Origin of the sequence: Kitasatospora sp. NPDC056446 (genome assembly GCF_042796115.1) — a bacterium.
Lineage (GTDB): Bacteria > Actinomycetota > Actinomycetes > Streptomycetales > Streptomycetaceae > Kitasatospora.
Genome location: NZ_JBHTRF010000009.1, coordinates 17,302 through 36,267 on the forward strand (window position 1 = coordinate 17,302; position 18,966 = coordinate 36,267).

The following is an 18,966-nucleotide window of genomic DNA, read 5'->3' on the forward strand; positions in this document are numbered from 1 at the left end:
CCGTTCCCACCCTCCGTTCGCGCCCGCCCCCGGGTGGAGGGCCCCCGGAGCCGCCCCCGGCTCCCCGCACCAGGAGGGCCGCCGTGCCGTTGTCCGACGACCAGCCGCACACCCGCACGCGGCTGCCGGTCGGCGAACAGCCCTCCCCGCCGCCGAGCCTCCGTCAGTCCAAGCCGCTGCGCACCCTGCTGACCGTCCTCGTGGTCGTCACCCTGCTCGTGGTCGCCATCGCCATCGCCAACCGTGGCAAGCCCGCCGCCGGCAGCAGCAGTAGCGGCAGCGGCGGCGGCTCCGCCGACCGCGCCGCCCCCAGCGCACCCCCCGGGGCCGGCCCCGCCCCCAGCGGCGACCAGCCCGTCGGCACCACCGCCAACGGCATCGCCACCGGCTTCCCGCACAGCGACCAGGGCGCCCAGTCCGCGGCCACCAACTACGCGGTCGCCATCGGCTCCGCGGACATGTTCCGCACCGACAGCCGCCACACCATCGTCGCCACCATCGCCGACCCGGGCGCGGCCCCGGCCCTGCAGAGCCGCCTGGACCAGGGCTTCGGCGGCGACACCGCCACCCGCTACGGCCTCGACGCCCAGGGGCGCGCCCCCAAGGGCCTCACCTTCGTCAGCCGGACCGTCCCGGTCGGCACCAGGTCGACGGGCTACAACGACAGCGACGCCAAGGTCGAGGTGTGGTGCACCGGCCTCACCGGCCTCGCCGGCGAGCGCTCCGTCCAGCCGGTGACCACGAACTGGTTCACCCTCACGCTCTCGCTGCACTGGACGGGCAGCGACTGGAAGCTCAGCGACTTTACCCGCAAGTCGGGTCCGGCACCGATGCCGGGAGACCAGCAGGCCGCCACAGCGGATGAGATCGCCGGAACAGCAGAGCAGTTCGGAGGGTTCCGCTATGCGCGTTGACGGTGCGGTCGGGAAACGGCTTCCTCGATTCGGCCGGGTCGTCACGACCCTCGTCCTTGTGCAGGTTGCGGCTGTCGGCATGGCATCCCGGGCCTTCGCGGAGCCGAGTCCAAGCCCTTCGGCCACCAACAACTGCGATGTCCTGCCACTGCCTGGCAGCGACGTCTACTGCGCGTCCAAGCCTGGAGGGTCGATTCCAGGCGGCGGAACCGTCGGGAATGTGACCGATCCGCTCGGGTCGTTGGCGAAGAGCTGTGCGCAGGCGGCGGCGTGGGTGGTGCGGAACCTGTCGGGGGCGATCGACGGGACGACGCAGGTGGACTTCACCAATGCGTCGTTCCTGCAGCAGTACGCCGTGGTGTTCGCCGTGTCGACGGTGATCACGCTGGTGCTGTGGCTGCTGGCGGTGACGAAGCGGGCGGTGCGGGGGGCGCCGTTGACGACGGCGTTCTCGGAGGCGATCGGTTTCCTGTGGCTGACGGTGGTGGCGTCCGCGTTCACGCCGTTGATCCTGTACACCGTGGTGAGCGTGACGGACGGGCTGACCAAGGCGATCGCGGTCGGGACGAAGACGGACACCGGGTCGTATCTGGGCGGGTTCGCGGACACCCTGGAGAAGGGGAACGTCGGCGGCGGGCCGTTGATCCTGGTGCTGGTGTCGCTGGTCGCGGTGCTGGCGGCGGCGGTGCTGTGGATCGAGCTGCTGATCCGGGCGGCGATGCTGTACGTGGGCGCGCTGCTGGGTACGGCGGTGTACGCGGGGCTGGTCGACAAGCAGTTGTGGAAGCACGTGCGCCGGTGGGCGGGGGTGATGCTGGCGGTGGACCTGGCGAAGCCGATCATCGTGGTCATCCTGGGCCTGGCGGGCGCGGTGGCGACCGGGGCGGGGGCGAGTGACGACTTCGCCCGGGTGCTGTCGGGGTTGGCGATCCTGTTCCTGTCGATCTTCGCGAGTGCCTCGATCTACCGTTTCGTGCCGGGCTTCGGCGACGAGATCCTGAACATGCGCCATGCCCGGGCCAATGCCGTGCAGGCGGGCTCGGCGATGATCAACGGCACGGCGAACCTGATGAAGCAGGGCATCACCACGCACGGCGAGCGCGGTGCGCAGGCGGGCGGTGGCGGTGGTGGTGCGGGCGGCGGCTCGGTCGCGCCGGGCATCGCCGCCCACGCCGGCCGGACGCCGGCGCCGCCGGCACAGGCCGGGCCGCCGCAGGGCGCGGTCCCGGTCCGCGAAAGCAATCCAGCGAAGGGAGGGTGACGGGTAAGTGAGCAGTGAACCGCTCGGCCAGTACGGTGCCCAGTACGCCCAGCCGTACGTGCACCAGCGCCGCACCTACCTGATCGGCAAGGCCCGCCCGAACGCGCCGATCGGCCGGAACCGGGAGTCCGGCGAGATCATCCTGATCATCTTCGGGGCGTTCCTCGGGATGCTCTGGGGCCTGCTGATGCCGGTCCTGCCGCTGCGGATCGGCGGTCTGCTGGGTCTGCCGGTGCTCGCGATCGCGGCGGTGTACGTGCCGTACCGCAAGCGGACGTTCTACAGGTGGGTGGAGATCAACCGCACCTACCGCCGGACGGTGCGCAGCGGGCGGGCGGTGTGGCGCTCGGACGTGATGGACGCCGGCACCCGGTTGGACGGCCGGGAGGTGGAGGTCGGTCCGCCGCCCGGGGTGGGCCGGTTGCGCTGGCTGACGGCGCCGTTCGGGCCGGACGAGGTCGGGGTGCTGATGCACCTGGAGCGGCGGACGGTGACGGCCGCGATCGAGATCGAGGGCCCGGGTGTCGGGCTGCGCGACTCGGAGGACCAGGAGACGCTGGTCGACCGGTTCGGGACGCTGCTGAAGCACGTCGCCAACGGGGACGGTTTCGTGACCCGGTTGCAGATCCTCGCCCGGACCCTGCCGGCCGACCCGGACGCGCACGCCAAGGACGTGGAGCGCCGTGGCGACACGTCCGCGCCGCGCTGGCTGAAGGATTCGTACGACCAGCTGCAGTCGATGGTGTCGACGTCCTCGGAGCAGCACCGGGCGTACCTGGTGGCCTGTATGCACTACACCCGTGACCTGGCCGCCGAGGCGCACGCGATGGGCCGGACGGCGACCGACCGGCGGGCCCGGGACGACGAGGGGCTGGCGGCCGTGATGGCGCGCGAGCTGACCGACATCTGTGCCCGGCTGGCCGAGGCGGACATCCGGGTGCGCCAGCCGCTGGGCCAGGCCCGGCTGTCCTCGCTGCTGCACTCGATGTACGACCCGGACCACCCGATCGACCACATCCAGGCGATGTCGCGGCGCAACGCCTGGCCGGCGGAGCTGGACGCGACGCAGGCGCAGTACCTCCAGGCGAAGACGCGGGAGTCGGCGACCCGGGAGCCGTGGTGCCACGCCACCGCGTGGATCAAGGAGTGGCCGCTCACCCCGGTGGGCGTCAACTTCCTTGCGCCGCTGCTGGTGCACACCCCGGACGTGATCCGGACGGTCGCGGTGACGATGGACCTGGAGCCGACCGATGTCGCGATCGAGCGGATGCTGACCGAGAAGACCAACGACGAGGCGGAGGCCAGTCGCGCCGCCAAGATGAACCGGACGGTCGACCCGCGGGACCTGGCGCACACCGGCCGGGTGGACCAGCGCGGTGACGACCTGGCCTCCGGCGCGGCCGGGGTGAACCTGGTCGGCTACATCACGGTCTCCTCGCGCAATCCCGACGCGCTGGCCCGCGACAAGCGGACCATCCGGGCCTCGGCGGGCAAGAGCTACCTCAAGCTGGAGTGGTGCGACCGCGAGCACCACCGCGCCTTCGTCAACACCCTTCCGTTCGCCACCGGCATCCGCCGCTGAGAACGTCCGTCCCCGTCCACCGCTGACCCGTCGGGAGGCCGTACATGGCGATCGGCAACCTCACCGAGGCCTTCACCAGCCTGATGTTCGGCAAGGTGGAGACCACCCGCCTGCCGGTGCGCACCTCCACCGGCCAGGCGCAGGCGGTCTACCTGCCCACGGCCGCGCCGGGGCTGGGCGACTCGGGCGTGATCATCGGCCGAGAGGTGTACAGCGGCAAGGGGTACGTGTACGACCCCTTCCAGCTGTACGGGCAGCAGCTGCCGGCGCCGCACTGGCTGGTCCTCGGCGAGTCCGGCAACGGCAAGTCGGCGCTGGAGAAGACGTACGTGCTGCGGCAGTTGAGGTTCCGGGACCGCCAGGTCGTGGTGCTCGACGCGCAGGGCGAGGACGGCGTCGGCGAGTGGAACCTGATCGCGAACGCGCTGGGCATAAAGCCGGTCCGGCTGGATCCGATGGCGGCCCGGGACGGCGGGGTGAAGCTCAATCCGCTGGACCCGGCGATCACCCAGACCGGTCAGCTGTCGTTGCTGCGCACCATCGTCGAGGTGGCGATGGGGCGCGGGCTGGAGGAGCGGGCGGGGTTCGCGCTGAAGGCCGCGCACGCGCACGTGGTGGCCTCGGTGACGGACCGCCAGCCGGTGCTGGACGACATCATCGACACCCTGCGCAGCCCCGACCTGTCCTCGGTGGAGTCGTTGGGCGTGGCGGTGGACGACGTGCAGTCCTGGGGCCTGGACGTCGCGCTGGTGCTGGACCGGCTGGTCGACGGCGACCTGCGCGGGATGTTCGACGGGTCGACCACCGACGGCATCGACCTGGACGCGCCGCTGATCGTCTTCGACCTCTCGCACATCGACCGCAACTCGATCGCGATGCCGATCCTGATGGCGATCGTCGGGGTGTGGCTGGAGCACACCTGGATCCGGCCGGACCGGAAGAAGCGCATCTTCCTGGTCGAGGAGGCCTGGCACATCATCAACAGCCCGTTCGTGGCGCAGCTGTTCCAGCGGCTGCTGAAGTTCGGGCGCCGGCTGGGCCTCTCCTTCGTCGCGGTGGTGCACCACCTGTCGGACGTGGTGGACGGCGCGGCGGCCAGGGAGGCGTCGGCGATCCTGAAGATGGCCTCGACCCGGACGATCTACATGCAGAAGGCCGAGGAGGCGCGGGCCACCGGCCGGGTGCTGGGCCTGCCGCGCTGGGCGGTGGAGATCATCCCCACGCTGTCGCCCGGCATCGCGGTCTGGGACGTCAACGGCAACGTCCAGGTGGTCAAGCACATCATCACCGACGCCGAGCGGCCGCTGGTGTACACCGACCGTGCGATGACCGAGGACGCGGTGGCGGAACGGGTGCGGGCGGAGCGGCACTTGGCGGCCGAGCCGGGGGTCTGAGGGCGGTCCCGCACGGCCTCCGCACCCGGCGGACGGTGACGGTTCGTCCGTAGGTAATCCTCTCGTTACGTTCCACGTCCTGACAGCTACGCGCGTTGACTCTAGGCTTCACAGGCGCAACACATGCCCGAACGCCGCCGCTGTCCACAGCCCGGTGCTCCTCCGATGTGCAGGGGACCCCTCATGCTCACCGTCAGATCCCGACGGACGGCGCTCGCCGTCGCCGCTGCCGCAGGTCTGCTCGGCACGGTGGTCGTGCCGACGGCCGCCCAGGCCGCCGCCGCCGACGCCAAGCGCCACAAGACCGTCAACCTCCAGCTGCTGGCGATCAACGACTTCCACGGCAACCTGGAGCCCCCGGCCGGCTCGTCCGGCACGGTCAAGGAGATCGACCCGGCCACCGGCAAGGAGGTCTCCACCCCGGCCGGCGGCATCGAGTACCTGGCCACCGAGCTGCGCAAGGCGCGGATCCCGGCCGACGACTCGATCACCGTCGCGGCCGGCGACATCATCGGCGCCAGCCCGCTGACCTCGGCGCTGTTCCACGACGAGCCGACCATCGAGGCGATGGACAAGCTCGGACTCGACGTCACTTCGGTGGGCAACCACGAGTTCGACGAGGGCGCGCAGGAGCTGCTGCGCATGCAGGAGGGCGGCTGCCACCCGACGGACGGCTGCTACGAGCCCGGCCGCACCTTCAAGGGCGCCAACTTCAACTACCTGTCGGCGAACGTCACCGACGAGAAGACCGGCAAGCCGCTGCTGGCCCCGTACTGGGTGACCAAGTCGCAGGGCGTGAAGGTCGGCTTCATCGGCGTCACGCTGGAGGGCACGCCGAACATCGTGACCGCCGAGGGCGTCAAGGGCCTGAAGTTCGCCAACGAGGTCACCACGATCAACAAGTACGCCGCCGAGCTCAAGGCCAAGGGCGTCAACTCGATCGTCGCGCTGATCCACGAGGGCGGCTACCCGGCCAGCAGCGTCTACAACTACGACTGCGGCGCGGCCGGCCAGGGCATCTCCGGCCCGATCGTCGACATCGCGAAGAAGATCGACCCGGCGGTCGGCGCCATCGTCACCGGCCACACCCACAACGCCTACGCCTGCAGCATCCCCGACCCCAACGGCGTGCCGCGCTCGGTGACCAGTGCCGCCTCCTTCGGCCGGCTCTTCACCCAGATCGACATGAAGCTGGACAAGACCACCGGTGAGATCGTGCGTCCCACGGTGAAGGCCGAGAACCACGTGGTGCGCCGCACGGTCGAGAAGGCGCCGGACATGACCGCGCTGGTGGACCACTACTCCAAGCTCGCCGCCCCGATCGCCAACCGTCCGATCGGCTGGATCGCCTCGGACATCAACGGCCGCGGCAACAGCGACCTGGAGAAGCCGCTCGGCGACCTGATCGCCGACGCGCAGGTGGAGGGGCTCGCCCCGGCCGGCAAGGGCGGGGCGCAGATCGCCTTCATGAACCCCGGCGGCATCCGCTCCGACCTGGTCTACAAGGCCTCGGGCAGTGAGGGCGACGGCGTGGTGACCTACGGCGAGGCGTTCACCGTCCAGCCGTTCACCAACATGATGCAGGTCAAGACGCTGACCGGCGCCCAGCTGGTGCAGCTGCTCCAGCAGCAGGTCAGCGGCTCCAACACGGCCGCGCCGAAGATCCTCCAGGCGTCCTCGGGCCTGCGCTACACCCTGGACATGCGCAAGACCGGCGCGGACCGGGTGGTCGTCGACTCGATCCGGCTGAACGGCGCTCCGATCGACCCGGCCGCCAAGTACCGGGTCGCGGCCAACGAGTTCCTGGCCGGCGGCGGCGACGGCTTCCCGGCCTTCGCGGCCGGCACCGACAAGCTCGTCGGCGCCTCCGACCTGGACGTCTTCGCGGCCTACCTGGGCGCCCACAGCTCGGCGGCCTCGCCGCTGAAGGCCCCGGCGCAGGACCGGATCAAGGTCATCGGCCCGGGCAGCGACATCGACTGACCGTGCCGGTTCCAGGGCGGGTGGGGCGCTGTCGGGGCGCCCCACCCGCCCTTCCGTCATTCCGGGGCGGGGCCGCCGGGCAGCCGGACGGTGGCCAGTGCGCCCGGACCGCCGTCCGCGGCCGGGCCGAGGGTGACCTCGCCGCCCGCGTCCCGGACGCTCTGGGCGACGATCGACAGCCCCAGGCCTGAGCCGGGCAACTGCCGCGAGGACGGCGAACGCCAGAACCGGTCGAAGACGTACGGGAGTTCGTCGGCCGGGATGCCGGGGCCGTGGTCGCGGACGGTCAGCACGCCCTGCCGGAGCCGGACGGCAATGGTGCCGCCGGGCGGGCTGTACTTGACCGCGTTGTCCAGCAGGTTGATCACCGCCCGTTCCAGCCCGGCCGCGTCGCCGTGGACGTACCAGGGCTCGGTGTCCGTCGCGAAGACCAGCCCCGGGCCGCGCAGCTTCGCCCGTTCGACGGCCCGTCCGGCGATCTCGTGCAGGGCGACGACGGTGAGGTTCGGGCCGGCCTTGGGGGTGTCGGGGCGGGAGAGCTGGAGCAGGTCGCCGATCAGGACGGTGAGCTCCTGCATCTGGGCCTTCATGTTGCCCAGCAGCTTGGTCTTGGTGGCCGGGGGGAGCGGGCGCCCGGTGTCGTTGCTGCGGATCAGCAGGTCGACGTTGGTGCGCAGGGAGGTGAGCGGCGTCCGGAGTTCGTGGCCCGCGTCGGCGATCAGCCGGGTCTGCCGCTCGCGGGAGTTGGCGAGGGCGGTGCTCATGGAGTTGAACGAGGTGGAGAGACGGGCGATCTCGTCGTGCCCCTGGACCGGGATGGTGGTGCCGACCTCCTCGGTCCTGGCGATGTGCTCGACGGCGTCGGTGAGCTGGTCGACCGGCTTCAAGGATGAGCGGGCGACCAGCCGGCCGGCCACGGCGGCCAGCAGGATGCCGCCGACGGAGACGGAGCCGAGCAGGATGGCCAGGCCCTGGAGGGACTCCTCGACGGCCTGGGTGGATCCGGCCACCATCACCAGGGCCGCCGGATACCCGGATACCTCCGAGCCGACGGCGGTCACGCGGACCATGGCCGGGGTGCCGTTGGTGTAGTGGCCGTCCCGGATGATCGACTGCCCGGGCCTCAGTTGCAGCGCCTTGCTGTCGTCGCTCTGGGTGAGGATGGCCTTGGTGGCGCTCGGAGGCAGGCAGACCAGGGTGCTACCGGTCGGGCTGAGCAGGACGTACTGGGTGTCACGAGGAGCCGAGCCGCCGACCGGGGGCTGGCGGGGATTGCTCTGGACGTTCCTGAGGGCGGCCTGCGGGCTCGCGGCGCAGTCGGGGGGATTGGGCAGGCGGAGGGGGACGCTCACGCTCTGGAGGTCACTGCGGACGATGCCGTACATGCGTTCCCGGGCGATGAACCAGCACGCCAGCGCGGACAGCGCGATGGCGACCGCCACCGCCGCCGCGCTCAGGATGGTGAGGCGGCTGCGCAGGGAGCGCGAGCGCAGCCAGTGGACGAGGCGCTGGCGGCGGCCGGGGGTGCGGGGCGGGATCAGGGGCGGGGGCGGAACGGTGCCCTTGGTGGCGGTGTGTTCGCCCTGCTCGTTCACGCGCCGGTGCCGGCGGCCGGGCGGAGGGCGTAGCCGACGCCGCGCACGGTCTGGATCAGGCGGGGCATGCCGCCCTGCTCGGTCTTGCGGCGCAGGTACATCACGTACACGTCCAGGGAGTTGGAGGAGGGCTCGAAGTCGAAGCCCCAGACCGCCTTGAGGATCTGCTCGCGGGTGAGGACCTGGCGGGGGTGGGAGAGGAACATCTCCAGCAGCATGAACTCGGTGCGGGTCAGTTCGATCGGCTTCCCGGCGCGGGTGACCTCGCGGGTGGCGGTGTTCATCCGCAGGTCGGCGAAGGCGAGCACCTCGCTCTCGTCCTCGACGGCGGCGCGGGCGGCGGCCTCGGCGGCGAGGGCGTTGCGGCGCAGCAGGGCGCGGACGCGGGCGAGGAGTTCGTCGAGTTCGAAGGGCTTGGCGAGGTAGTCGTCGGCGCCGACGTCGAGGCCGGTGACCCGGTCGCCGACGGCGTCGCGGGCGGTGAGCATCAGCACCGGGACGGTGTCGCCGCGCGAGCGCATCCGGCGGACGGCGGTGAGGCCGTCCATCCGGGGCATCATGATGTCCAGCAGGACGAGGTCGGGCCGGTCGCGTTCGACGGATTCGAGTGCCTCGTAGCCGTCGGTGGCGGTGGCGACCTCGTAGCCCTCGAAGGCGAGGCTGCTCTCCAGGGCGTCCCGGAGGGCGGGTTCGTCGTCGACCACGAGGAGCCGGGCGGCGGGGTGGCCGGGCTCGGCGGAGGTGCGGTCGTCGGCGGACGGGGTCATGGGCGGCTGCCCTTTCTCGTCGGGTGGAGGGCCTGCTGGGAGTACTGGGAGCAATTGTCCGTCCTGTGGACGGTGTCTTACAGGTTCTGGCCGGCTTCGAGTTTCGGCAGGACCTGCTTGATGCTGTCGATCGGGATGGCGAAGCCGAGGCCGACGCTGCCTGCCGTGCCGCCGCCGGCGGTGGAGCTGGTGCCGCTCGGGGCGTACATCGCCGAGTTGATGCCGATGACCTGGCCGTTGGCGTTGATCAGCGGGCCGCCGGAGTTGCCGGGGTTGAGGGCGGCGTCGGTCTGGAAGGCCTTGTAGGTGGTGGTGGTGCCGTTGTTCGCCTGCGGCTGGGCGCCGCGCAGGCCGGGCAGGCTGGGGAAGCCGAAGCCGCCGTTGCCGCTGGTGGTGCCCTCGTCGAGCTGGACGGTGACGTCGCGGTTCTCGGCGCTGATGATGCCGGAGGTGACGGTCCCGGTGAGGCCGTCGGGGTTGCCGATGGCGACGACCGGGTCGCCGACGGCCACGGTGGCGGAGTCGCCGAGGGCGGCGGGGGTGAGGCTCTTGGCGCCGGTGGCGGTGATCACGGCGACGTCGAGGGACTTGTCGGTGCCGGTGACGGTGGCCTGGGCGGTGGAGCCGTCCTTGAAGGTGACGGTGATCCGGCCGCCATCGGCCGCGGTCGCGATCACGTGGTAGTTGGTGAGGATCCGGCCGTCCTTGTCCAGGACCACGCCGGTGCCGGTGGCGGTGCCGTTGCCGTTCTTGACGGTGATCTGGACGACGCTGGGCGAGACGGCGGCGGCGATGGCCGGCACGTCGGCGCTGCCGTCGCTGCGGGCGGAGACGGGGCTGGCGACGGTGCCGACCCGGGTGTCGGCGGACTGCCGGTCGGCGGCGATCACTCCGCCGGTGACCCCGCCGAGGACGGCGGCGACCGCGGCGACGGCGGTGACCAGGGCGAGCCGGCCGCGCAGCAGGCCGCGGCGGGCCCGGCGGCGGGGGCCGTCGGGGCCCTCGGGGGAGCCGTGGCCGAGGGCGGTGGGCGGCTCGGGCGGCATGGGCGGGGGAGGCGGCGGCCCGTCGAAGCCGCCGTCGGAGTGGTCCTCGCGGTAGGCGTGGCCGTACGGGTCGCTGCCGGCCGGGGTGCCGGCGCCGAGGACGGTGCCCTCGATGATCCGGGGCTCGTACGGGCCGTACTGCTCGCTGGGGCGCTGCTGCTCTTCGCTCATGCCGACCAAGCTCCGCCCGGCGGATGAGGACGGGATGAGAACCGGCTCAGAAGGGGGAGAGAAGCCCGTTGGGTTCTCATAAAGCCTGGTCAGGCACCCTGCGGACCGGAATCGGTGATTCCGGCCCCGGTCCGGTCCGCGGCCCGCTGCGACAGCCGGGCCGGCTACTCCGCGCCGCTGCGGCCGGGGGCGGCCCCGTCGCAGCCGCAGGAACGGCGGATGACCAGGCGGGACGGGAACTTGCGGACCCGTTCGGTGTCCGATCCGGGCACCATCAGCGAGTCGTCCAGCACCAGGTCCACGGCGGCCCGGGCCATCGCGTCGCGGTCGGAGGCGACGGTGGTCAGCGGCGGGTCGGCCAGCGCGGCCTCCGGCACGTCGTCGAAGCCGGCCACCGCGAGGTCCTCGGGGACGCGCAGGCCGACCTCGCGGGCGGCCCGCAGCACGCCGATGGCCTGGTCGTCGGTGGAGCAGAAGATCGCCCGCGGCCGGTCCGGCGAGCGCAGCACGCCGAGCGCGACCTCGTAGGCGCCGTAGCGGTGGAACGGTGCGTCGATCAGGTGCGGCTCGGTGGGGACGCCGTGCGCGTCCATGGCGCGCTGCCAGCCCTCGACGTGGTCGATGACCGGGTCGCCGGGGGCGGGGGACTCGACCGGACCGCCGAAGCAGGCCACGTACGGGTGCCCGTGCACCTCCAGCAGGTGGCGGACGACGGCCTCGGCGCCGCCCACGTCGTCGGTGACCACCGCGACGTCGTCGATCGCCTCGGGGCGGCGGTGCAGCAGCACCACCTTGGCGCCCTCCATCGCGGCGAACTCCTCGGCGGCGCGCTGCGAGGGGCCCTGGCTGACCAGGATCAGGCCGGAGACGCGCATGCCCAGGAAGGCGCGGACGTAGTGGACCTCGCGGTCGTCCACGTAGTCGGAGTTGCCGATCAGCACGAGCTTGCCGCGCTCGGAGGCGGCGCGTTCCACGGCGTGCGCCATCTCGGCGAAGAAGGGCTGGCGGGCGTCCGGGACGACCATGCCGATCAGGTTGGTCCGGCGGGAGGCCATCGCCTGGGCGACGCTGTTCGGCCGGTAGCCGAGCTGCTCGATCGCCGCGAGGACCTTCTCCCGGGTCGCGGGCGCGACCGGGCGCGGCCCGTTGTTGATGACGTAGCTGACGACCGCGGTCGAGGTACCAGCCAGTCGGGCTACATCGTCGCGCGTCACTTTGGCCACGGGGGGAGTCTACGCGTGTGGTCTCCGGGGCGGCAGTGGGTGCTGGGGCCGTCCCGCAGGTGGTCGGCGGGCCGCTCCCGGACGAACCGGACATGCCGGGCGGGGGACGGGCCCGCCCGGCCCGCGGGTCAGGCGTCCAGGGTGGTGGCGGGGCGATGGGCCGGCTCCGGGCGCTCGCCCTTGTCCGGCTTCTCCGGGACGACGAAGCGGTAGCCGACGTTGCGGACGGTGCCGATCAGCTGCTCGTTCTCCACGCCGAGCTTGGCGCGCAGCCGCCGGACGTGCACGTCCACCGTCCGGGTGCCGCCGAAGTAGTCGTAGCCCCAGACCTCCTGCAGCAGCTGCGCCCGGGTGAAGACCCGTCCGGGGTGCTGGGCGAGGTACTTGAGCAGCTCGAACTCCTTGAAGGTGAGGTCGAGCGCCCGGCCCTTGAGCTTCGCGGAGTAGGTGGCCTCGTCGACCGAGAGGTCGCCGTTGCGGATCTCCGTCGGGCTGTCGTCGGTGTCGAGCTGGAGGCGGCCGAGCGCCAGCCGCAGCCGGGCCTCGACCTCGGCCGGGCCCGCAGTCTCCAGCAGGACGTCGTCGATGCCCCACTCGGCGGTGACGGCCGTCAGGCCGCCCTCGGTGACCACCAGGATCAGCGGACAGCCGATGCCGGTGGAGCGCAGCAGCTGGCAGAGGCTGCGGATCTGCGGCAGGTCGCGCCGGCCGTCGACCAGGATGACGTCCGCACTGGGGGTGTCCACCAGGGCCGAGCCCTCGGCGGGGGCCACCCGGACGTTGTGGAGCAGCAGGCCGAGGGCGGGCAGCACCTCGGCCGAGGGTTGCAGGGCATTGGTGAGGAGGAGGAGAGAACTCATACCCGGTGGTCCCCTTTCCGGGTCGTCGCGGTCGCGTTACGGCTGCCGCCACAGCCGGATGGCGCACGTGCTGAGGGTGAGGAGGGGAGGACGGGCGCCCGGGGAGTACCGAGGGAGCGGACGGCGAGCAGGGCGCGACGGCGTACCCGCCGGGGGTCCCGCAACCCCTGGCGCACCGTTTCTGCCCCGCTCATCACCGCGAACCTCCGGTCTGGTCCGGTGCCGGGCGGCGGCCCGGCGCCGGTGGCGACGTCCCGGCCGGCCGTGGCACGTCGTTGTGCCGCGTCCGACGGGGCGGTTCCCGCGGTCCGCCGGGGGTGGGCCGACGAATCGCAAGAACGTCCGTACTGGCGTCCTGAAAGCACAAAAGGACCCGGGGGCGACTCTGCCCGGATCCCTCTTGGTGGTCGAGGATAGCCGACCTCCTCCCCCGCCGGGAGTGTTCGAATCCGGCGGTTCGCCCTTTTCGGGCGTACGCCGGGTGAGCCTGGACACAGCTTCGAGCGCCGCTCCACACCCGCCGGGCCAGGGCGATTGCCGGTCGTGGCGGCGGACACGCCATCATGGGACGCACATCGGCGGCGTCGCGCGGGTCCATCGTTCGGGTGGTCGGGCGGCCGTCCGGTGGCGAGCCGGACCGGGTCACCGGGGCCGGGCGAGGACGACGAGAAGGGGTGGCCCGATGGGCGCGACCACCGAGCCCGCCAGCGGCGCCCGGGTGCGCGGGACGATCCGCTACTGGGCGGCGGCGAAGTCCGAGGCCGGGCTGGCCGAGGAGCCGTACGAGGCGGCGACCCTGGCGGAGGCGCTGACGGCGGCCAAGCAGCGGCACGCCGACCGGCCGAAGCTCGTCCGGTTGCTCGGGCACTGCTCGTACCTGGTCGACGGTTCCCAGGTGGGCGCCCGCGACCACGCGGCCGTCGCCCTGACCGAGGGCGGGACGGTCGAGGTCCTCCCGCCGTTCGCGGGAGGCTGAGCGGCGTGACGGACATGGACGACCCCAACCACGGCGGCTACGGCGAGTGGCCGCAGCAGCCCCGGCAGCCGCAGCAGCCGTACCCGCCCCAGCAGCCGTACCCGCCCCAGCACCCGCAGCAGCAGCCGTACCGGCCACAGGCCGCGCAGGGGCACCCGCAGCACCCGCAGCACGGCCAGGCGTACCCGCAGCAGCAGCCGCCGTACGGCTACCCGGTGGACGACGCGTCGGCGACCGCGGTGCTGCCGGTGGTCCCGGCGTTCGACGACGCGACGGCGACCACCCTGCTGCCGCCCGTGCCGCCGATGGACGATGCCGAGGCCACCACGCTGCTGCCGCCGGTGGTGGTGTCCGGGGCGATGCCGGTCGCGCCGCCGCGGTACCCCGGGCAGGCCCCGGCTCAGAACCCGGCTCCGTTCCGGGCTCAGCAGCAGCCCCAGGCCCACCAGCAGCCGTCGGCGCAGCAGCAGCCCCAGGCTCACCGGCAGCCGTCGGCGCAGCAGCAGCAACAACAACAGCCACAGCAGCCGCAGCCGTCCCGGCCGCGGGCCCGGCACGCGGCCCCGGCGCCGCAGCCCGCCGCCTCGCACCAGGCGGCGGACGCCTTCGACCCGCCGACCATGACGCTCAAGCGTCCGGCCGCCCCGGCCGCCCCGGCCGCCCCCGGTCCGGGGAGCCCGGGCCCGGGCGTCCCCGGTGCGGCGCCGTTCTCGGCCTTCCCGGCGCAGCCGGCCCCGGCCGCGCCGGGGTCCGGACCGTCCGCCGGCCCGCGCGGCCGGACCGGTTCGCCGATCATCGACCCGGGTCTCCAGCCGGCCCTGATCACGGCCGGTGCGGCCGCGCTGCTGGCCGGCGGTGCCGCGCTCGGGCAGGTGGCGCTGGCCCTGGTGGTCGCGTTGCTGCAGTTGCTGACGGCGGCCGGCTGGTTCCGGCTGAACGGCATGTGGCCGGCCCGTCAGGGCATCCTGCTGGCGGCGCTGTCCGGGCTGACCGCGGACGTGGCGGTGCTGCTCGCGGACTCCGACGGCGGCATGGCGGCCGTGGTGGGCACCATGGGCGGGTTCTTCCTGCTGGTCCTGGTGCTGCAGACGTTCCGTCCGTCGGATCCGAAGGAGCGGTTCTACGCGCTGACGGTGCTGGGCTCGGCCACCGTGGTGACGGCGATGTGTACGGCGCTGCTGGTGGCGGACTGGGTGCCGGCCGGGGTGGGCGCGGTCGCGCTGGCCACCGTGCTGGCCGCGGCGCCGCTGCCCGGGCCGAAGCAGTTGGGCCCGGTCCTGGGCCTGGTCGCGGCCGTGGCGCTGGGTCTGCTGGTGGGTGCGCCGGTGGCGCTGGGTGCGCTGGCCGGGCTGGGCGCGCTGGTCGGCCGCCGGGTCGCGGCGTACGACTTCCCGTCCCGGTTCGTGCATATGACGGCGGGCGTGGCGCTGCCGCTGGCGGTGGCCGCGCCGCTGATCTGGATCGCCACCGACCTGTTGGCCTGACCTTCCCCGGGCCGGGGTCCCCTCTTCCCGTCGGCGTCCCGCTCCGGAACCATGCTCCGGGGCGGGACGTCGTACGGGCGGGAGCGGCCGCGTCCGCCGGCCGCCACGGCACGGCACGGCGCGGCGCGGCACCGCGAGCGACGACAGTGACCGGACAACGAGCGACGACAGCGACCGACTACGGCGACCGGCGACGACGGGGGACACGATGCGCGGATGGCTGAAGGCCACGATCGGCCTGGTGGTGCTCTCGGGCCTGCTGCTGGGCGCCGACCGGATCGCGGTCGGGGTGGCCGAGGACGAGGCCGCCGACCGGATGGTGAAGAGCGGCCGGATGGGCCAGCGGCCGGACGTCTCGATCGAGGGCTTCCCGTTCCTCACCCAGGTGCTGTCGATGAAGCTGGACGACGTCCGGGTCTCCTCCGACGGCCTGACCGTCGGCGACGGCAGCCGGCAGGTGGCGCTGCACTCGTTCAAGGCCAAGCTCGCCGGGGTGGAGGTGAGCGACAGCATGAACAGCGCCACCGTGGCGCACGGCACCGGCAGCGGGGTGATCTCGTACCCGGACCTCGCGCAGCTGCTGCCGCCGGCCTCCCAGCTGCTGCACGGGACCAAGCTGCCGGTGGGCAGCGGCTCGCGGCTGAGCCTGTCGTACGGCGGGCCGGGCAAGGTGAAGGCCTCGCTCGGGCCGGTCGCGATCGGTGAGGGCACCGTGCACAACGACGGGAACACCGTCACGGTGGACGGCTTCCGGCTGAGCTCCCTGGCCGGGATGATCGCCGGGATGACCGACCAGCAGATCGAGCCGATGGGCTTCACCCTCGACACGCTGCCGGCCGGGCTGAAGCTGGCCGTCAAGGACGGTGTGACGCCGCTGCCGGAGGGGCTCCAGCTGACCTTCGAGGGCAAGGACGTCAAGCTCCTGGGCTGAGCCCGGCCGCACGGCCCGCCGCCCGGGTCCGCCGCCGCTCCGCCGAATCGTTCCGCTCCGCCGAATCCGCTCCGCCGAATCGTTCCGCTCCGCGAGACGCGCTGTTCCAGCGCGGGCCGCGGAGCGGTGCCGTTTGCGCCTCCTGTGCGCCGCCGGGGGAGGATCGGCCGGGGCCAGGCGGGCCGAATGGGGGCCAAATCCCACCATGCGACCGTTTCGGTCTCGGTATTCGATACGCTGATGACAGCGGGCCTCCGGTGTCCCTAGCATCGTCGGCATGAAGCGACAGACGGACCTCACGAAGCGGCGGGCGGTAGACCTGTGCCGCGTGGCCGCCTGTCTGTGTCGAATGCGCTGACTCGGCGTTCCGGCTGGGTAGTTGACGCCCGCCGCCGAGCTTTCCGGTGACCGCGCCCGGTCGTACCCGCGGGCCGCAGCCGATGTACTCCGCAGTCCCCTCCCCGGTCGTACCGGCCCTCCCGTCCCGTCCCATCATTCGGACAGGGATTCGGACCGTACCCCGCCCGGGAGCCCCTGCAGCACCTCCTGAGCAGCACCTTCCGCAAACCGCCCTCGGATGGAGAACACCACCATGAGCCGCAGCGACGTCCTGGTCGACGCCGACTGGGTCCAGGCCCGCCTGGACGACCCGAAGGTCGTCATCGTCGAGGTCGACGAGGACACTTCCGCGTACGACAAGAACCACATCCGCAACGCCGTCCGGATCGACTGGAAGACCGACCTCCAGGACCCGGTCCGCCGCGACTTCATCGACCAGGCGGGCTTCGAGGCGCTGCTCAGCGCCAAGGGCATCGCCAACGACGACACCGTCGTCCTCTACGGCGGCAACAACAACTGGTTCGCCTCGTACGCCTACTGGTACTTCAAGCTGTACGGCCACGGTGATGTCCGCCTGCTGGACGGCGGCCGCAAGAAGTGGGAGCTGGACTCCCGCGACCTGGTCGCCGAAGTGCCGGCCCGCCCGGCCACCGAGTACACGGCGCAGGCCGTCGACTCGTCGATCCGCGCCTTCCGCGACGACGTGCTGGCCGCCATCGGCACGCTCAACCTGGTCGACGTCCGCTCGCCCGACGAGTTCTCCGGCAAGCTGCTCGCCCCGGCCCACCTCCCGCAGGAGCAGTCGCAGCGCCCCGGCCACGTGCCGAGCGCCCGCAACATCCCGTGGGCCAAGAACGCCAACGACGACGGCACCTTCAAGAGCGACGAGGAGCTCAAGGCGCTGTACGAGGCCGAGGGCGTCGACCTGGCGACGGACACCATCGCCTACTGCCGCATCGGCGAGCGCTCCGCGCTCACCTGGTTCGTGCTGCACGAGCTGCTCGGCCAGGAGAACGTCAAGAACTACGACGGTTCGTGGACCGAGTACGGCAGCCTGGTCGGCGTGCCGATCGAGCTCGGCAGCAACTGAGCCCCGGCTCGGACCGTAAGTCAGAAGGGAAGTACGGACATGTGCGGTGCGAAGGCCGGCGGGCCGGACCTGGCAGGAGTTGACGTGGCGAACGAGACGATCATCCAGGGTTCTGTGACCCGCGACGGTGAGCCGGTCAACGGCTACGTGCGGCTGCTGGACGAGGGCGGCGAATTCACGGCCGAGGTGCCCACCTCGGCGACCGGCCAGTTCCGGTTCTTCGCCCGCCCGGGCAAGTGGACCCTGCGCGCGCTGGTGCCGGGCCAGACCGTGGACCGCCAGGTGGTGGCCTCCCAGGGCACCGCCGTCGAGGTCGCGATCGCGGTCTGACCGGTCGCGACCGGAGGACGGACGACACCCGAGGGCCCCTGCCGCGCAGGGGCCCTCGGTCGTACCGTGGAGGGGTGCAGGGAAGGCGGCGGCGTCGCTACTACTTCGCCATGATGGGCGTGTGCCTGGGCCTGTTCGTCCTGGCCTGGGGAGTCGTGCGGTTCTTCTCGGTCGGCGCGGCGATCGGCATGTGCGTGGTCGCCATGGTCATCCCGCCGGCCGCCGCGGTGTTCGCCAACAAGCGGGACCCGGACGACGACTGGTGGGACGACCCGCGGTGGGAGGACCCGAAGTGGGACGAGCCCGGCCACGACCGGGACCACCCCGACCACGAGCAGCGGCCGTAGCCGTCGGCGGGCCCCCGCGCACGGGGGACGCCGGCGCGGTCGGACGTCAGTACACGAGGGCCTGCACGCCGTCCGCCATGATCTCGCTGACGAAGACCTGGGCGCCCGCGATCCGGACACCCTCGACGGTGTCCTTCTGCTCGATCCCGCGCCGCGCCGCGCACTGGGTGCACAGCGTCACCGAGCCGACCGCCAGGATCGACTCCAGCAGGTCCGGCAGCGGCGCCGCGTGCGGCAGTTCGAACTCCGCCGCCCGGCCCGGCAGCGCGAACCAGGAGGACTCCCCGGTCAGCCAGAGCGAGACCTCGATCCCGCTGGCGACGGCCACCGCCGCCACCGTGAACGCCTGCGAGCACCGCTCCGGCGCGTCCGCCCCTGCGGTGACCTTGATGACCAGTTTCTTCGCCATGGCGCCACCATAGAGGTCCCGTCACCCCCGCCGTCCGTCATCCCCGGAACCCTTGGGCAAAGCTTGAGGGGCGTGGTGACGACGGCGCGGACGGCGAGGTGGTGGGGCTCACCGCGACCGGCCGGAACCCGGCGGATAGAGTGAGCGCAGCAAAATCCACCACACTGTCGCCGCCTGGGAGCCCCCCGTGTCCGGTATGGAAATCTTCTTCGACGGTCTGCTGGCCCTCATGGCCGTGCTGATCACCTGGTTCGCCATCTTCTC

At 72.4% G+C, this 18,966-nt stretch carries 18 protein-coding genes; 12 read left to right on the forward strand and 6 right to left on the reverse strand.

Features of this window, described 5'->3' with window-relative positions; all coding sequences use genetic code 11:
• The first annotated feature begins 83 nt into the window (after positions 1 to 83).
• The 5 genes from ACFQ6N_RS08400 (at position 84) to ACFQ6N_RS08420 (ending at position 7,134) form a co-directional block, all read left to right on the forward strand.
• Positions 84 to 914: a hypothetical protein gene (locus ACFQ6N_RS08400; protein WP_380647783.1), complete on the forward strand. Its 831-nt coding sequence runs from the start codon at positions 84 to 86 to the stop codon at positions 912 to 914.
• A 220-nt stretch (positions 915 to 1,134) separates the two neighbouring features.
• On the forward strand, positions 1,135 to 2,175 hold the full coding sequence (locus tag ACFQ6N_RS08405; protein WP_380647784.1) for a hypothetical protein: 1,041 nt from the start codon (positions 1,135 to 1,137) through the stop codon (positions 2,173 to 2,175).
• A gap of 7 nt (positions 2,176 to 2,182) precedes the next feature.
• On the forward strand, positions 2,183 to 3,757 hold the full coding sequence (locus ACFQ6N_RS08410) for an SCO6880 family protein (protein WP_380647785.1): 1,575 nt from the start codon (positions 2,183 to 2,185) through the stop codon (positions 3,755 to 3,757).
• Between the two features lie 44 nt (positions 3,758 to 3,801).
• Positions 3,802 to 5,151, forward strand: a complete 1,350-nt coding sequence (locus ACFQ6N_RS08415; protein WP_380647786.1) for an ATP-binding protein — start codon at positions 3,802 to 3,804, stop codon at positions 5,149 to 5,151.
• A gap of 183 nt (positions 5,152 to 5,334) precedes the next feature.
• The gene (locus tag ACFQ6N_RS08420; protein ID WP_380647788.1) at positions 5,335 to 7,134 is read left to right on the forward strand and encodes a bifunctional metallophosphatase/5'-nucleotidase; all 1,800 of its coding nucleotides are present in this window, start codon (positions 5,335 to 5,337) and stop codon (positions 7,132 to 7,134) included.
• 56 nt (positions 7,135 to 7,190) lie between these two features.
• On the opposite strand, the gene ACFQ6N_RS08425 is transcribed toward ACFQ6N_RS08420, so the two are convergent.
• From ACFQ6N_RS08425 to ACFQ6N_RS08445, 5 genes are all read right to left on the reverse strand, one after another.
• Positions 7,191 to 8,729, reverse strand: a complete 1,539-nt coding sequence (locus ACFQ6N_RS08425; RefSeq protein WP_380647789.1) for an ATP-binding protein — start codon at positions 8,727 to 8,729, stop codon at positions 7,191 to 7,193.
• Positions 8,726 to 9,496, reverse strand: a complete 771-nt coding sequence (locus ACFQ6N_RS08430; protein ID WP_380647790.1) for a response regulator transcription factor — start codon at positions 9,494 to 9,496, stop codon at positions 8,726 to 8,728. Before ACFQ6N_RS08430 ends, ACFQ6N_RS08425 begins: the two co-directional genes overlap by 4 nt.
• Before the next feature lie 77 nt (positions 9,497 to 9,573).
• Positions 9,574 to 10,713, reverse strand: coding sequence for a S1C family serine protease (locus tag ACFQ6N_RS08435; RefSeq protein WP_380647791.1), 1,140 nt, complete (start codon positions 10,711 to 10,713; stop codon positions 9,574 to 9,576).
• 164 nt (positions 10,714 to 10,877) lie between these two features.
• Entirely contained in the window at positions 10,878 to 11,936 is a 1,059-nt protein-coding gene (locus ACFQ6N_RS08440) for a LacI family DNA-binding transcriptional regulator (protein WP_380647792.1), read from the reverse strand.
• A gap of 128 nt (positions 11,937 to 12,064) precedes the next feature.
• A complete protein-coding gene (locus ACFQ6N_RS08445) occupies positions 12,065 to 12,796 on the reverse strand; it encodes a response regulator transcription factor (RefSeq protein WP_380647793.1) in 732 nt (243 codons plus the stop codon).
• A gap of 682 nt (positions 12,797 to 13,478) precedes the next feature.
• On the opposite strand from ACFQ6N_RS08445, the gene ACFQ6N_RS08450 reads away from it, so the two are divergent.
• The 7 genes from ACFQ6N_RS08450 (at position 13,479) to ACFQ6N_RS08480 (ending at position 18,293) form a co-directional block, all read left to right on the forward strand.
• The gene (locus tag ACFQ6N_RS08450; protein WP_380647794.1) at positions 13,479 to 13,772 is read left to right on the forward strand and encodes a MoaD/ThiS family protein; all 294 of its coding nucleotides are present in this window, start codon (positions 13,479 to 13,481) and stop codon (positions 13,770 to 13,772) included.
• Positions 13,773 to 13,777: 5 nt separating this feature from the next.
• Entirely contained in the window at positions 13,778 to 15,256 is a 1,479-nt protein-coding gene (locus ACFQ6N_RS08455) for a hypothetical protein (RefSeq protein WP_380647795.1), read from the forward strand.
• A 208-nt stretch (positions 15,257 to 15,464) separates the two neighbouring features.
• Complete coding sequence (locus ACFQ6N_RS08460; protein ID WP_380647797.1) at positions 15,465 to 16,187, forward strand: DUF2993 domain-containing protein; 723 nt, start codon at positions 15,465 to 15,467, stop codon at positions 16,185 to 16,187.
• Positions 16,188 to 16,464: 277 nt separating this feature from the next.
• Positions 16,465 to 16,545 (forward strand): Ms5788A family Cys-rich leader peptide, encoded by an 81-nt coding sequence (locus ACFQ6N_RS08465; protein ID WP_350517234.1) that lies wholly within the window; start codon positions 16,465 to 16,467, stop codon positions 16,543 to 16,545.
• Between the two features lie 234 nt (positions 16,546 to 16,779).
• Positions 16,780 to 17,616, forward strand: coding sequence for a sulfurtransferase (locus ACFQ6N_RS08470; RefSeq protein WP_380647798.1), 837 nt, complete (start codon positions 16,780 to 16,782; stop codon positions 17,614 to 17,616).
• Between the two features lie 39 nt (positions 17,617 to 17,655).
• Positions 17,656 to 17,946, forward strand: coding sequence for a DUF1416 domain-containing protein (locus ACFQ6N_RS08475; protein ID WP_030059605.1), 291 nt, complete (start codon positions 17,656 to 17,658; stop codon positions 17,944 to 17,946).
• A gap of 74 nt (positions 17,947 to 18,020) precedes the next feature.
• Complete coding sequence (locus tag ACFQ6N_RS08480; RefSeq protein ID WP_380647799.1) at positions 18,021 to 18,293, forward strand: DUF3099 domain-containing protein; 273 nt, start codon at positions 18,021 to 18,023, stop codon at positions 18,291 to 18,293.
• A gap of 46 nt (positions 18,294 to 18,339) precedes the next feature.
• Here ACFQ6N_RS08480 and ACFQ6N_RS08485 read toward each other — a convergent pair whose 3' ends face one another.
• Complete coding sequence (locus ACFQ6N_RS08485; RefSeq protein ID WP_380647800.1) at positions 18,340 to 18,702, reverse strand: DsrE family protein; 363 nt, start codon at positions 18,700 to 18,702, stop codon at positions 18,340 to 18,342.
• Positions 18,703 to 18,966: the final 264 nt, after the last annotated feature.

Coding starts and splice junctions, on each gene's coding strand:
- ACFQ6N_RS08435 (WP_380647791.1), bottom strand. CDS start 10,713: ATGAGCGAAGAGCAGCAGCGCCCCAGCGAGCAGTACGGCCCGTACGAG.
- ACFQ6N_RS08430 (WP_380647790.1), bottom strand. CDS start 9,496: ATGACCCCGTCCGCCGACGACCGCACCTCCGCCGAGCCCGGCCACCCC.
- ACFQ6N_RS08475 (WP_030059605.1), top strand. CDS start 17,656: ATGTGCGGTGCGAAGGCCGGCGGGCCGGACCTGGCAGGAGTTGACGTG.
- ACFQ6N_RS08445 (WP_380647793.1), bottom strand. CDS start 12,796: ATGAGTTCTCTCCTCCTCCTCACCAATGCCCTGCAACCCTCGGCCGAG.
- ACFQ6N_RS08460 (WP_380647797.1), top strand. CDS start 15,465: ATGCGCGGATGGCTGAAGGCCACGATCGGCCTGGTGGTGCTCTCGGGC.
- ACFQ6N_RS08465 (WP_350517234.1), top strand. CDS start 16,465: ATGAAGCGACAGACGGACCTCACGAAGCGGCGGGCGGTAGACCTGTGC.
- ACFQ6N_RS08450 (WP_380647794.1), top strand. CDS start 13,479: ATGGGCGCGACCACCGAGCCCGCCAGCGGCGCCCGGGTGCGCGGGACG.
- ACFQ6N_RS08470 (WP_380647798.1), top strand. CDS start 16,780: ATGAGCCGCAGCGACGTCCTGGTCGACGCCGACTGGGTCCAGGCCCGC.
- ACFQ6N_RS08485 (WP_380647800.1), bottom strand. CDS start 18,702: ATGGCGAAGAAACTGGTCATCAAGGTCACCGCAGGGGCGGACGCGCCG.
- ACFQ6N_RS08420 (WP_380647788.1), top strand. CDS start 5,335: ATGCTCACCGTCAGATCCCGACGGACGGCGCTCGCCGTCGCCGCTGCC.
- ACFQ6N_RS08415 (WP_380647786.1), top strand. CDS start 3,802: ATGGCGATCGGCAACCTCACCGAGGCCTTCACCAGCCTGATGTTCGGC.